13 protein-coding genes are annotated in these 12609 nt (G+C 52.5%); 6 read left to right on the forward strand and 7 right to left on the reverse strand.

Annotated elements, in window-relative coordinates:
- Positions 1–185: 185 nt before the first annotated feature.
- From secM to mutT, 3 genes are read left to right on the forward strand one after another with little or no spacing between them, the layout of a single operon-like run.
- Positions 186–692: a secA translation cis-regulator SecM gene (secM, locus tag WC7_RS21705; RefSeq protein WP_016151701.1), complete on the forward strand. Its 507-nt coding sequence runs from the start codon at positions 186–188 to the stop codon at positions 690–692.
- Between the two features lie 60 nt (positions 693–752).
- Positions 753–3458 carry a preprotein translocase subunit SecA gene (gene secA / locus WC7_RS21700; RefSeq protein WP_016151702.1) on the forward strand — a complete coding sequence of 902 codons (2706 nt, stop codon included), beginning with the start codon at positions 753–755 and terminating at the stop codon, positions 3456–3458.
- Between the two features lie 56 nt (positions 3459–3514).
- Positions 3515–3904 carry an 8-oxo-dGTP diphosphatase MutT gene (gene mutT / locus WC7_RS21695; protein ID WP_016151703.1) on the forward strand — a complete coding sequence of 130 codons (390 nt, stop codon included), beginning with the start codon at positions 3515–3517 and terminating at the stop codon, positions 3902–3904.
- Between the two features lie 88 nt (positions 3905–3992).
- Here the strand turns inward: mutT and yacG are convergent, their stop codons facing one another.
- From yacG to coaE, 3 genes are read right to left on the reverse strand one after another with little or no spacing between them, the layout of a single operon-like run.
- A complete protein-coding gene (yacG, locus tag WC7_RS21690; RefSeq protein WP_016151704.1) occupies positions 3993–4187 on the reverse strand; it encodes a DNA gyrase inhibitor YacG in 195 nt (64 codons plus the stop codon).
- A 9-nt stretch (positions 4188–4196) separates the two neighbouring features.
- Positions 4197–4940: a cell division protein ZapD gene (zapD, locus tag WC7_RS21685; protein WP_016151705.1), complete on the reverse strand. Its 744-nt coding sequence runs from the start codon at positions 4938–4940 to the stop codon at positions 4197–4199.
- Positions 4940–5560, reverse strand: a complete 621-nt coding sequence (gene coaE / locus WC7_RS21680) for a dephospho-CoA kinase (protein ID WP_016151706.1) — start codon at positions 5558–5560, stop codon at positions 4940–4942. The genes zapD and coaE overlap by 1 nt, the downstream gene beginning before the upstream one ends.
- A 225-nt stretch (positions 5561–5785) precedes the next feature.
- Here coaE and WC7_RS21675 point away from each other — a divergent pair, with 225 nt between their 5' ends.
- The gene (locus WC7_RS21675; protein ID WP_016151707.1) at positions 5786–6829 is read left to right on the forward strand and encodes a GMP reductase; all 1044 of its coding nucleotides are present in this window, start codon (positions 5786–5788) and stop codon (positions 6827–6829) included.
- A 55-nt stretch (positions 6830–6884) separates the two neighbouring features.
- Here WC7_RS21675 and hofC read toward each other — a convergent pair whose 3' ends face one another.
- From hofC to nadC, 4 genes are all read right to left on the reverse strand, one after another.
- Positions 6885–8087: a protein transport protein HofC gene (gene hofC, locus WC7_RS21670; RefSeq protein WP_016151708.1), complete on the reverse strand. Its 1203-nt coding sequence runs from the start codon at positions 8085–8087 to the stop codon at positions 6885–6887.
- The gene (gene gspE / locus WC7_RS21665; protein ID WP_016151709.1) at positions 8077–9462 is read right to left on the reverse strand and encodes a type II secretion system protein GspE; all 1386 of its coding nucleotides are present in this window, start codon (positions 9460–9462) and stop codon (positions 8077–8079) included. The genes hofC and gspE overlap by 11 nt, the downstream gene beginning before the upstream one ends.
- Before the next feature lie 9 nt (positions 9463–9471).
- Positions 9472–9909, reverse strand: a complete 438-nt coding sequence (ppdD, locus tag WC7_RS21660; RefSeq protein ID WP_016151710.1) for a prepilin peptidase-dependent pilin — start codon at positions 9907–9909, stop codon at positions 9472–9474.
- 244 nt (positions 9910–10153) lie between these two features.
- The gene (gene nadC / locus WC7_RS21655) at positions 10154–11047 is read right to left on the reverse strand and encodes a carboxylating nicotinate-nucleotide diphosphorylase (RefSeq protein WP_016151711.1); all 894 of its coding nucleotides are present in this window, start codon (positions 11045–11047) and stop codon (positions 10154–10156) included.
- 87 nt (positions 11048–11134) lie between these two features.
- Here nadC and ampD point away from each other — a divergent pair, with 87 nt between their 5' ends.
- Both ampD and ampE read left to right on the forward strand, forming a co-directional pair.
- Positions 11135–11698, forward strand: coding sequence for a 1,6-anhydro-N-acetylmuramyl-L-alanine amidase AmpD (ampD, locus tag WC7_RS21650; RefSeq protein ID WP_016151712.1), 564 nt, complete (start codon positions 11135–11137; stop codon positions 11696–11698).
- Complete coding sequence (ampE, locus tag WC7_RS21645) at positions 11695–12549, forward strand: beta-lactamase regulator AmpE (protein WP_016151713.1); 855 nt, start codon at positions 11695–11697, stop codon at positions 12547–12549. Before ampD ends, ampE begins: the two co-directional genes overlap by 4 nt.
- The last annotated feature ends 60 nt before the right edge of the window (positions 12550–12609 follow it).

A 12609-nucleotide genomic window follows, 5' to 3' on the forward strand; every position in this document is an offset into this window, starting at 1 on the left:
CTGAAGCGACTTTTTCCCCACCGACAGATTAAAACACCGTTCGATCGCTGCTTTCTTAAGCATATTTACCCGCGACTTGCTGTCATTACTGCTGTGGAGCGTACGCTTTAATGGTAATATTTATGCGCAAAAAAATGGTTTTGCATTTGTAACCCCAAACGCAGGGTATATCAGGTGGCAATAACGTGAGTGGAATACTGACGCGTTGGCGACAGTTAGGCAGACGGTACTTCTGGCCGCATCTCCTGTTGGGGATGGTCGCGGCTAGTTTTGGCCTGCCTGCGCTCGGTAATGCTGCTGAACCTAATACTCCCGCTAAGGCGACCGCCAGCAATCACGATCAATCTGCCAAAGTTAACTTTAGCCAGCTTGCTTTGCTGGAGGCGACCAATCGCCGCCCGAATTTTACCGTTGACTACTGGCATCAGCATGCCATTCGTACGGTCATTCGCCATCTTTCTTTTGCTATGGCTCCTCAGGCGCTGCCTGTTGCCGAAGAGCCGTTGCCAATCCAGGCGCACCATCTTGCGTTACTGAATACGCTCAGTGCGATGCTGACGCAAGAAGGCAGACCGCCCGCGGCCGTGAGTCGCGTGACATATGCCCATTTTACCTCTCAGGCCGCATTTAGCGTTCCGGTCTGGATCAGCCAGCTGCAGGGTATCCGCGCTGGCCCTCAACGCCTCAGCTAAAAAAGAACCTTCCAACTTATAATTTTTGACTCCGCACCGCGGGGCGTTTGAGATTTTATTATGCTAATCAAATTATTAACAAAAGTATTCGGTAGCCGTAACGAGCGTACGCTGCGTCGTATGCGTAAAGTGGTCAATGTCATCAATGCAATGGAACCGGAGATGGAAAAACTCTCCGATGATGAACTGAAAGCGAAGACCGCTGAATTCCGCGCCCGTCTGGAAAAAGGCGCCAGCGTTGAAAGCCTGATCCCGGAAGCGTTTGCGGTGGTCCGCGAAGCGAGTAAGCGTGTGTTCGGCATGCGTCATTTCGACGTACAGCTGCTGGGTGGTATGGTGCTTAACGATCGCTGCATCGCGGAAATGCGTACCGGTGAAGGTAAAACCCTGACCGCAACGCTGCCAGCCTACCTCAACGCCTTAAGCGGGAAGGGTGTACACGTGGTTACCGTGAACGACTACCTGGCTCAGCGTGACGCCGAAAATAACCGCCCGCTGTTTGAATTCCTCGGCATGACCGTGGGTATCAACATGTCTGGCCTGCCTGCGCCAGCCAAGCGTGAAGCCTACAATGCCGATATTACTTACGGTACCAACAACGAATACGGCTTTGACTACCTGCGCGACAACATGGCGTTTAGCCCGGAAGAGCGCGTTCAGCGTAAACTGCACTATGCGCTGGTCGATGAAGTCGACTCCATCCTGATCGATGAAGCGCGTACGCCGCTGATCATTTCCGGTCCGGCTGAAGACAGCTCGGAAATGTATAAAAAAGTGAATAAAATCATCCCGCACCTGATTCGTCAGGAGAAGGACGATTCTGACACGTTCCAGGGGGAAGGCCACTTCTCTGTTGATGAGAAAGCGCGCCAGGTCAACCTGACCGAACGTGGTCTGGTACTGATTGAAGAGCTGTTGGTTAACGAAGGCATTATGGATGAGGGCGAGTCGCTGTACTCTCCGGGCAACATTATGCTGATGCACCACGTGACTGCTGCACTGCGCGCGCACGTGCTGTTTACCCGCGACGTTGACTATATCGTGAAAGACGGTGAAGTTATCATCGTCGACGAACACACCGGTCGTACTATGCAGGGCCGCCGCTGGTCCGATGGTCTGCACCAGGCTGTTGAAGCCAAAGAAGGCGTAGATATCCAAAACGAGAACCAGACGCTGGCATCTATTACCTTCCAGAACTACTTCCGTTTGTACGAAAAACTGGCCGGTATGACCGGTACAGCAGATACTGAAGCCTTTGAATTCAGCTCCATTTACAAACTGGATACCGTGGTTGTGCCGACCAACCGTCCGATGATCCGTAAGGATTTACCGGATCTGGTGTACATGACTGAAGCGGAAAAAATTCAGGCGATCATTGAAGATATTAAAGAGCGTACTGCAAATGGCCAGCCAGTGCTGGTTGGTACTATCTCTATTGAAAAATCGGAAGTGGTTTCTAATGAGCTGAACAAGGCAGGTATCAAACACAACGTTCTGAACGCCAAGTTCCACGCCAACGAAGCCGCAATCGTCGCCCAGGCGGGTTATCCGTCCGCAGTGACTATCGCGACAAACATGGCAGGTCGTGGTACCGATATCGTGCTGGGTGGTAGCTGGCAGGCGGAAATTGCCGAGCTGGAGGACCCGACTCCAGAACAAATCGCGCAGATCAAAGCCGAGTGGCAAGTTCGCCATGATGCGGTGTTAGCTGCAGGTGGTTTACATATTATCGGTACCGAGCGTCACGAATCTCGTCGTATAGATAACCAGCTGCGTGGTCGTTCTGGTCGTCAGGGGGATGCGGGGTCTTCTCGTTTCTATTTGTCGATGGAAGATGCGCTGATGCGTATTTTTGCTTCTGACCGTGTGTCCGGCATGATGCGTAAACTGGGCATGAAGCCTGGTGAAGCAATTGAACACCCGTGGGTAACTAAAGCGATTGCAAACGCGCAGCGTAAAGTAGAAAGCCGCAACTTCGATATTCGTAAGCAATTGCTGGAATATGATGACGTTGCCAATGACCAGCGTCGCGCAATCTACACCCAGCGTAACGAACTGCTGGACGTAACTGACGTTAGCGAAACCATTAATAGCATCCGTGAGGATGTCTTCAAAGCGACAATTGATGCCTATATTCCGCCGCAGTCTCTGGAAGAAATGTGGGATATTCCGGGTCTGCAGGAACGTCTGAAAAACGACTTCGATCTGGAAATGCCTATTTCAGAGTGGCTGGATAAAGAGCCTGAGCTGCATGAGGAAACGCTGCGCGAACGTATTCTGGCAAACGCCATCGAAGTTTATCAGCGTAAAGAAGAAGTTGTGGGCGCGGAGATGATGCGTCACTTCGAAAAAGGCGTGATGCTGCAAACTCTCGATTCTCTGTGGAAAGAGCACCTTGCGGCGATGGACTACCTGCGTCAGGGTATCCACCTGCGTGGTTATGCGCAAAAAGATCCGAAGCAGGAATACAAGCGTGAATCCTTCTCTATGTTTGCATCAATGCTGGAATCACTGAAGTACGAAGTGATCAGCACCCTGAGCAAAGTTCAGGTACGTATGCCTGAAGAAGTAGAAGCGATGGAGCAGCAACGTCGTGAAGACGCTGAACGTTTAGCGCAGATGCAGCAGTTGAGCCATAAAGGTGACGATTCTGCCGCGGCAGAAGAGCTGGCAGCACAAACTGGCGATCGTAAAGTGGGCCGTAACGATCCGTGTCCTTGCGGTTCCGGGAAAAAGTACAAACAGTGCCATGGCCGTCTGAGCTAAGAAAATAACTTACTGAAAAGGCGCAGAATTCTGCGCCTTTTTTATGGACGATAAAGATGAAAATACTGCAGATCGCCGTCGGGATTATTCGCAACCAGCACCATGAAATTTTTATAACCCAGCGTGCGGCTGATGCCCACATGGCAAATAAGCTGGAGTTCCCCGGCGGGAAAATTGAAGCGGGCGAAACGCCGGAGCAGGCGCTGATTCGCGAGTTACAGGAAGAAGTAGGCATTACGCTGACTCAAAGCTCACTGTTCGAAAAGCTGGAGTACCAGTTTCCGGACCGGCATATCACTCTGTGGTTCTGGCTGGTTGAAAGCTGGGAAGGCGAACCGTGGGGGAAAGAGGGGCAACCGGCGCAGTGGATTGCGCAAGATGCTCTGAATGCAGAAGATTTTCCGCCTGCGAATGCGCCGGTAATTGAAAAGCTGATTACTGGATAATGGTGTTCGTAGGCCGGATTAGGCAACCCCACCATCCGGCAAATTAGGGCGGGGTCGCTACGCTTGCCCGCCCTACGTTTTAGCTGAATTACTTCTGCTCTTCACTCCAGTCGTCGTTTTCCGACAGATCACCAGAGCTTGGGATACGTTTCTCTTCTGCGGCCCACTCACCCAGATCGATTAACTGGCAGCGCTTGCTGCAGAATGGGCGAAACGGGCTGACTTCACCCCACACTACGGGTTTGCCGCAGGTTGGGCAGTTGACGATGGTTTGTTCAGACATGTTGACTCCTTAACAGCACGCCAGATCAAAATCGAGACGCTCAGGCACCTGGCCATTCTCGCTATCCAGCGGCATAAAGCGAATAGCAAAGCGGCTCTTATGACCAGAAATTTGCGGATAAAGCTGCGAATCAAGCGGCAGCTGCAAGCGAAGCAGATCGGCATCTTCGCCGTTGTCCTGATAAAAACCATTTAAGCTGGTTTGCTTACGGAATGGCGCAGAGTTGCGAATTAAATCCAGCACCAGCGACAGTGCCTGATTGAGCGGATTCAGACTTGCAAGCCAGGTTTCAACCTGCGCGTCGCGATGCGACTGCGGTAGATGTAACCAAATATGCAGGGTCGGCAGATCGAAGCTGCAGCATCCGCCAGGAATGCTTAAACGCTGACGTACAAGGCCAATCAGACGATCTTCGCGCAGCGTCTGTCCAATGCGCGGAGCCGAAATCAGAATGCTGCCCGCACTTTTTAACTGCTGGCGCAATGCGTCGATCCTGTTTTGATCGACGCCGGGAACTTCAACCCAGGCCTGGAGTTTACGCTGTTGTCTTTCCAGCTCTTTGAGGAGTTCGGTACGGACTTCGCCGCGTTCAAATACATCCAGTAAGTCTCCGATGTTGCGGAAAAAATGCAGTGCGCCTGCATGGTCCGCTATGGGTACATTAACGGAGAGCTGTTGGATTAAAAACTCAATGCGCAGCCATGTACGCATCTTCTCATTGAGAGGGTGTTCAAAAAGGACCTGGGTGTGCATTACGGTTTTTCCTGTGAGACAAACTGCAACGCGCAATGCAAATAGAGCGCGTGCAGGCGGGCGACATCCGAGGCGATGGCCTCCGGTGCGCCATTATTATCAATAACATCGTCTGCCACGGCCAGACGCGCTTCGCGCGTTGCCTGGGAAGCAAGAATTTGTTCAACATGCTCACGCGTGACGTCATCGCGCTGCATAGTGCGTCTGAGCTGTGTCTCGGGGGTAACATCCACCACGAGTACGCGGTTGGCTTTTTTATACAGCGAATTTTCCACCAGCAAAGGTACAACCCACAACAGATAAGGGGAGGTTGCTTGCTGAAACTGGCGCTGCGTTTCCTGCTGAATAAGCGGATGGAGCAGGGCATTCAGCCAGCTTTTCTCCTCAGGATTGGAAAAAATGCGTTCGCGTAAAATGCGTCGCTGCAACGATCCGTCGGTAGCTATAACTTCGGTACCAAAATGTTCTTCGATCGCCTTAAGGGCTGGGGTACCGGGTTCAACCACCTGGCGCGCAATAATATCTGCATCAATGACGTTTATTCCGAGGTCAGCGAACGCATTTGCAACGGTACTTTTACCACTGCCAATGCCGCCGGTTAAGGCTACCGTATACCTCATAGATGCAGATCCTGGAGTTTAAGTTTGATTATCAAACAGTTAAAAGTTACGCGTGAGACGGCGAGGTTGCTGCAGGATTAACCTACTATTCGCCAGGTAAATTTATGGGATTGTAGCGTAAAAAAAGAGAATTTCGCAGTCTTGCGCGGCATTGATTAGTGCGTATGATAGCGTCACTGGAGTTGTGAGTTTCGATTTTTCGCCATTAACCCCAGGAATCCGCACATGCGTATCGAAGAAGATCTGAAGTTAGGTTTCAAAGACGTTCTTATCCGCCCTAAGCGTTCTACTCTCAAAAGCCGTTCCGATGTTGAGCTGGAACGTCAATTTACCTTTAAGCACTCAGGTCAGACCTGGTCCGGCGTACCGATTATTGCCGCGAACATGGACACTGTCGGGACGTTTGCCATGGCAACGGCGCTGGCATCCTTCGACATCCTGACTGCGGTACACAAACACTATTCTGTTGAAGACTGGGCTGCTTTCATCGCAGAGAGCTCTGCTGATGTGCTCAAACATGTAATGGTTTCAACCGGCACCTCTGATGCCGATTTCGAAAAAACCAGACAGATTCTGGCGCTCAACCCGGCGCTGAACTTTATCTGCATTGATGTGGCAAATGGCTACTCAGAGCATTTTGTTCAGTTTGTGTCGAAAGCGCGTGAAGCATGGCCGACAAAAACAATTTGTGCGGGCAATGTGGTTACTGGGGAAATGTGTGAAGAGCTGGTTCTTTCCGGCGCGGACATTGTTAAAGTCGGCATTGGCCCGGGTTCTGTATGTACCACACGTGTAAAAACCGGCGTTGGCTACCCACAGCTTTCTGCGGTTATTGAATGTGCCGATGCAGCTCACGGTCTGGGCGGCATGATTGTCAGTGACGGCGGCTGCACAATGCCGGGTGACGTGGCAAAAGCGTTCGGCGGTGGCGCGGACTTCGTTATGCTCGGCGGTATGTTGGCCGGTCATGAAGAAAGCGGCGGCAAAATTGTTGAAGAGAACGGTGAGAAATTCATGCTGTTCTACGGCATGAGCTCTGAATCAGCCATGACGCGTCACGTTGGTGGTGTTGCACAATACCGCGCTGCGGAAGGTAAAACAGTTAAGTTGCCTCTGCGTGGCCCGGTTGATAACACTGCACGCGATATCCTTGGCGGCCTGCGTTCTGCCTGTACCTATGTCGGTGCATCTCGCCTGAAAGAACTGACCAAACGTACAACGTTTATTCGTGTACAGGAACAAGAAAACCGCGTTTTCAATAGCCTGTAAGAACAGGTAGTACTATGACATGCCGGATAAGCTGTGCGCCATCCGGCATTTGAATTTATCCCACCCCGCTCATCGCATCTCCTAAATGAAAAATCGGCAAATACATCGCAACGACCAGCGTACCGATTATCAGCCCCGTAATGACCAGTAACGCAGGCTCTAGTAGTGCAGCCAGATTCTCTGCCTGAGACAATGTTTTCTCGCCGTGGTGATGGGCGAGATTACGCAGCATTGTATCCAGCGAGCCGGAAGCCTCACCTGTTCTGACCAACTGTATGCACAATGGGCTGAATTCATCGCAATTTTTTAGCGCTAACCAGACCGGTTTTCCGGCGCTGATGTCGTGATGTACCTGCGCTAAGCGTTGTGACCAGAAAGGGTTGGCCAGCGTTTCAGTGACGCTCTCAAGGCCTTGCAGAAAAGGAATACCTGCATTTTGCGTTAACGCCAGAACAGTGAAAATCTGCGTGAGTTTTTGCCCTCTCACCATCGGTCCTATGACCGGGAAGCCGAGCAGCAATTTCTGGCGCAGAGTGAGCCAGTATGGCTGCTGCTTCATCAGGTGATATGCCGCACCCGCTATCAGGCTGAATGCTCCCGCCAGCCATCCCCATTGGCTGCTAAAGTGCTCGATGGCAATAATCCACTGAGTGAGTGCCGGTAGCGGGGTGTTAAACGTCTGGTAAATGGCGGCAAACTCAGGGAGTACAAACTGCAGCATCGCGAATACCACCATCACTGCCATCGTGATGATGAATATCGGGTAGCGTAGGGCTTTTTTAACTTTATCCGCCAGTTGCTGTTGATTCTTCTGCTGGCGGGCGAGTTCAAAGCAGCAGTCGTCCAGCTTACCCGTAAGCTCTCCGGTACGGATCATTGCCTGATAAAGAGGTGGAAAAACGTGTTGCCACTGAGATAGCGAGGTGGAGAGAGAAATACCCTGTTCCATATCGTGAGCCAGCGTGCGCAGTAGCGCTTGCCATTGGCCGCTGGGATGCTGTTCAGCCAACAAAGCTAAACTTGCCGAGAGTGTTAGCCCTGCTTTCAGCAACGTTGCCAGTTGATGTATGGTTTCAGCGCTTTTTTCACGGCTCCATTGTGAGGCTTTGACACGCATACGATTAATGCGCAGCGGCGTAATATGCCGTTGCTCGAGAGCAAGTATCAATGAGGGGCGGGTATCGGCCCAAAGTACGCCTTCCAGTGGATTACCTTCGTTGCTAATACCTTGCCAGCGCCAAAGCAGTTTAGCTGACATGGGGCATGCCCAGTACGCGTACCAACTCTTCAAATGTTGTTAACCCTTGTTCGACGGCCTTGCAACCATTTTCGAAAAGCGTGCTCATCCCCAGTTGCTGAGCATTCGATTCCACTCCGTCTACGGACGTACCGTTGGCGATGCTCTGGCGCAATGCAGGTGTCACGGGGAGAACTTCAAACAATGCCGTACGGCCATAAAATCCGTGATAGCAATGTTGGCAGCCCGGAGCCTGCCAACGAGGCAGTGGCGTAGGCCAGATCGCTTCCGGGAGCATGATCGGCGTTTCCAGGCGTTGTCGGCAATGGGGACACAATTTTCTCACCAACCGCTGCGCAATAACGAGCGTCAGCGCGGAGGCGATCATCCAGCGTGCAACCCCCATTTGCTGCAAGCGTATTAGTGTTTCTGTGGTGGAATTGGTATGTAGTGTTGATAGAACCAGATGACCGGTTTGTGCGGCTTTAAGGGCTATTTCAGCCGTTTCGCCATCACGGATTTCACCCACCATGATAATGTCGGGATCCTGGCGCAGCAGCGCGCGCAATACTCCCTGAAAAGTGAGACCGGCACGTGGATGAATTTGTGTCTGGTTAAGACCTGCGATCGGGATCTCTACTGGATCTTCCACGCTACAGAGGTTAACGTCCGGAGTGTTTCGGGTCTGCAGCGCACTGTACAGCGTGACCGTTTTACCGCTTCCGGTCGGTCCGGTGACCAGAATCAGCCCCTGAGGCTGCTGCAACGCTTGTGAAAATGCTGCCAGCTGCGCGTCCTGCATTCCCAGCGCGGTGATTTCCAGCGCTTGATCGACCTGATGCAGTAGCCGTAGCACCACTTTTTCGCCAAAGCGACAGGGCAGGGTGGCGATGCGAAACGAGACCGGCTCTCCTGAAATTTCAACGGTAAATTGGCCGTCTTGCGCAAGTCGGTGCTCGGCAATATCCAGACTGCCTAAAACTTTTAGTCTGGCAGTGATGGCGATACCCATCTCGGTCGTGACGTCCGGTAAAGCATGCAGTACGCCATCCACACGTAATCTGATTCGATAGTGATTTTCCGCTGGTTCAAAATGAATATCAGAAGCCCGTTGCACCAGCGCGGATTGAAACGTCTGATTCAGCAAATCTGCTGCGCTGGCGCTGCTTTTCGTGACCACTGCCGGGAGCATTTTCTGTGGCGTATGCGTGTGGCCTTCCATTTGTTGACGCGTCCAGCAGACGATGTCGATACGTCGGGTGGTGGCAAAATGCAGTGCTTCCAGCAATTCGTGGGATGGAGCGTCCACGACGGCGATGTGCACCACTTCATTGTCTGCATCCAGTAATATTCCCTGATGACGTTGGCACAGCGCCGTAAGTTGGGTGGTATTCATCTCTTTTCCTTAATTGATATCGAAACGGAAAACGTCTTCACAGGCCTGTTGCAATGCGCTGTCATTCTGGATAACGCAGTTACGGCTCCAGCCGGTAATACCGTTGGCATTGTCCCAACCCGGCGTCATGGTGATGCTTAACCCGTTCAGGCTTTCTTGTCCGCTGAGGCTGACCACTCCTTTTTCAACGCTCATGGCGGAGACATAACGGGTGGTGGCTGGAGAAGGGATGCCATTCGTTCCGGCATCACAGGTTGTTGTTCCGCCATGCTCCAGCGCACAGAGCTCAACCGCCGTGCGATAGGGAACAAAGGTTTGCAGCATGTCTGTTAACGCGGCTTTGCGCAGATAGTTTTGATAAGCCGGAATACCGATGGCGCTAAGGATGGCAATAATGCCAATGACCACCATGAGTTCGATAAGTGTGAAGCCTCGTTGCTTGTCCATCGTTCGCTCCTTGAGTTAGCTGGCGCTACTTTGGCAAACGCTCGGGGTCACGGCGAGAGGCAAAAAACAGAACGGGAAGGCGGATTCCGAGGATTTTTATGAAATTACAGAGTCAGACAACGTATTTGCGAAGAGGCTCGAAGAAACAGCCGTATGGCGGCGTAAACGCTTTATCCGGCCGATAGAAAAAACCGACGTGATGGGCCCGATAAGTGAAAGTACTATCGGGCTAAACCATCAGTAATTAGCGAAAACGCATAGAGAGATCGAGCGCGCGAACATGCTTGGTCAGCGCGCCAACAGATATGAAATCCACGCCAGTTTCGGCAAATTCGCGCAGAGTTTCATGAGTGACGTTACCCGACACTTCCAGACGCGCCTGGCCGTTGGTGCGTTTTACCGCTTCCCGCATTTGGTCAGTTTCGAAGTTATCGAGCATGATGATGTCGGCCCCTGCTTTCAGCGCGTCGTCCAGTTCATCCAGGCTTTCTACTTCGACTTCAACCGGCACATCCGGGTGCAGCCAGAAGGCTTTTTCAACGGCCTGACGTACCGAACCAGAAGCAATAATGTGGTTTTCTTTAATCAGGAAAGCGTCAGAAAGGCCCAGACGATGATTCGCGCCGCCGCCGCATAATACGGCGTATTTCAGCGCAGTACGCAGCCCCGGCAGAGTTTTACGTGTATCCAGCAGTTGGGTTTTTGTTCCCGCCAGCAGGTCGACATATTTACGCACCTCGCTCGCCACACCCGAAAGCGTCTGTACAAAATTAAGCGCGGTACGTTCGCCGGTTAGCAGCACGCGGGAAGGGCCGTCCAGTTCAAATAGCGGCTGATTGGCCTTAATGCTGTCGCCATCTTCGACATGCCAGGTGATGTTGACATCATCGCCAGCCAGTTGAATAAAGACCTCTTCCACCCAACGTTTTCCACAAAAAACGCCATCTTCGCGGGTGATCACGGTGGCGTGGGAGCGCATCTCCGCGGGTAAAAGCTGTGCGGTGATATCGTTATTGGCATCAACTTCTCCGCCTAAATCTTCACGCAGCGCCTGAGCTACAGCGGCAGGGATATCCAGATTTATGCGTTCCAACAGCGCGTCACGTCGGTAGTCAGGGTTATAGCGGCGAGGCGGCATGATAAAACTCCAAATTGCTAACGAATCATAAGGTGGAAACATGCTACCCTGAACCTGATATGAGCACCACCAATAAGGAGATTCTGCATGTTGTTAGACGAGGGCTGGCTGGCAGAGGCGCGACGCGTTCCCTCTCCTCATTACGATTGCCGCCCGGATGACGAAAACCCTTCTCTGCTGGTGGTGCATAATATCAGCCTGCCGCCCGGCGAGTTTGGCGGCCCGTGGATCGATGCGCTGTTTACGGGCACGATTGATCCCAATGCCCATCCTTATTTTGCCGGGATCGCCCATTTGCGCGTTTCGGCACATTGTTTAATTCGCCGTGACGGTGAAATCGTGCAGTATGTCCCCTTTGATAAACGCGCCTGGCATGCTGGCGTGTCGAACTATCAAGGCCGCGAACGCTGTAATGATTTCTCAATTGGTATTGAGCTGGAAGGGACGGATACGCTGGCCTATACCGATGCGCAGTATCAGCAACTGGCAGCCGTGACGAATGCCCTGATTACGCGTTATCCGGCCATTGCCAACAACATGACAGGACATTGCAATATTGCGCCCGAGCGTAAGACCGATCCCGGGCCCTCTTTTGACTGGGCAAGGTTTCGCGCCCTGGTCACCCCCTCGTCGCACAAGGAGATGACATGACGCTGTTTACAACATTACTGGTGTTGATTGTTGAACGCCTGTTTAAGCTGGGTGAGCACTGGCAGCTTGATCACCGGGTTGAAGCTTTTTTCCGCCGGGTGAAGCATTTTTCGATGATGCGTACGGTAGGCATGGCCCTTATTGCGATGGGGGTGACGTTCCTGCTGCTGCGCGCACTTCAAGGCCTGTTGTTTAACGTGCCTTTGCTGGTGGTGTGGATCTTAATTGGTTTGCTGTGCATCGGCGCTGGCAAGACGCGTCTTCATTATCATGCCTATCTGAACGCGGCTGCTCGCGATGACGCTCACGCCCGTGAAGCGATGGCCAGCGAGCTGACCCTGATTCATGGGATTCCGCCTGAGTGCGATGAGCGTGAGTTCTTGCGCGAACTGCAGAACGCGCTGTTATGGAACAACTTTCGCTTTTATCTGGCGCCGTTATTCTGGCTGATTGTCGGTGGCCCGTGGGGACCGGTGACGCTGGTGGGTTATGCCTTTCTACGTGCCTGGCAGTCCTGGCTGGCGCGCTATCAGACGCCTCACCAGCGTTTGCAATCAGGTATCGATGCGATCCTGCATGTGCTGGACTGGATCCCGGTGCGACTGGCGGGTGTCGTCTATGCGCTGCTGGGGCACGGCGAGAAGGCGTTGCCTGCCTGGTTTGCGTCGCTGGCGGATCTGCATACTTCGCAATATCAGGTGCTTACTCGCCTTGCGCAGTTTTCTTTGGCGCGTGAACCACATACCGATAAAGTCGCAACGCCAAAAGCCGCGGTTTCGATGGCGAAGAAGACCTCGTTTGTGGTGGTGGTGGTCATTGCCGTGTTGACCATTTATGGAACATTAATTTAAGCCATTATTATTGGTGGATGGCGCTGCGCTTATCCGTCGAGGAAAAAAATTGGCCCGGTC

Source organism: Citrobacter sp. KTE151, assembly GCF_000398845.1.
GTDB classification, from domain to species: domain Bacteria; phylum Pseudomonadota; class Gammaproteobacteria; order Enterobacterales; family Enterobacteriaceae; genus Citrobacter; species Citrobacter braakii.

Excerpts from the sequence above, each read along its gene's own strand:
- coaE (WP_016151706.1), bottom strand. The coding sequence starts at position 5,560 with ATGAGGTATACGGTAGCCTTAACCGGCGGCATTGGCAGTGGTAAAAGT.
- gspE (WP_016151709.1), bottom strand. The coding sequence starts at position 9,462 with ATGAATACCACCCAACTTACGGCGCTGTGCCAACGTCATCAGGGAATA.
- ppdD (WP_016151710.1), bottom strand. The coding sequence starts at position 9,909 with ATGGACAAGCAACGAGGCTTCACACTTATCGAACTCATGGTGGTCATT.
- zapD (WP_016151705.1), bottom strand. The coding sequence starts at position 4,940 with ATGCACACCCAGGTCCTTTTTGAACACCCTCTCAATGAGAAGATGCGT.
- yacG (WP_016151704.1), bottom strand. The coding sequence starts at position 4,187 with ATGTCTGAACAAACCATCGTCAACTGCCCAACCTGCGGCAAACCCGTA.
- ampD (WP_016151712.1), top strand. The coding sequence starts at position 11,135 with ATGTTGTTAGACGAGGGCTGGCTGGCAGAGGCGCGACGCGTTCCCTCT.
- mutT (WP_016151703.1), top strand. The coding sequence starts at position 3,515 with ATGAAAATACTGCAGATCGCCGTCGGGATTATTCGCAACCAGCACCAT.
- secA (WP_016151702.1), top strand. The coding sequence starts at position 753 with ATGCTAATCAAATTATTAACAAAAGTATTCGGTAGCCGTAACGAGCGT.
- hofC (WP_016151708.1), bottom strand. The coding sequence starts at position 8,087 with ATGTCAGCTAAACTGCTTTGGCGCTGGCAAGGTATTAGCAACGAAGGT.
- nadC (WP_016151711.1), bottom strand. The coding sequence starts at position 11,047 with ATGCCGCCTCGCCGCTATAACCCTGACTACCGACGTGACGCGCTGTTG.
- ampE (WP_016151713.1), top strand. The coding sequence starts at position 11,695 with ATGACGCTGTTTACAACATTACTGGTGTTGATTGTTGAACGCCTGTTT.
- WC7_RS21675 (WP_016151707.1), top strand. The coding sequence starts at position 5,786 with ATGCGTATCGAAGAAGATCTGAAGTTAGGTTTCAAAGACGTTCTTATC.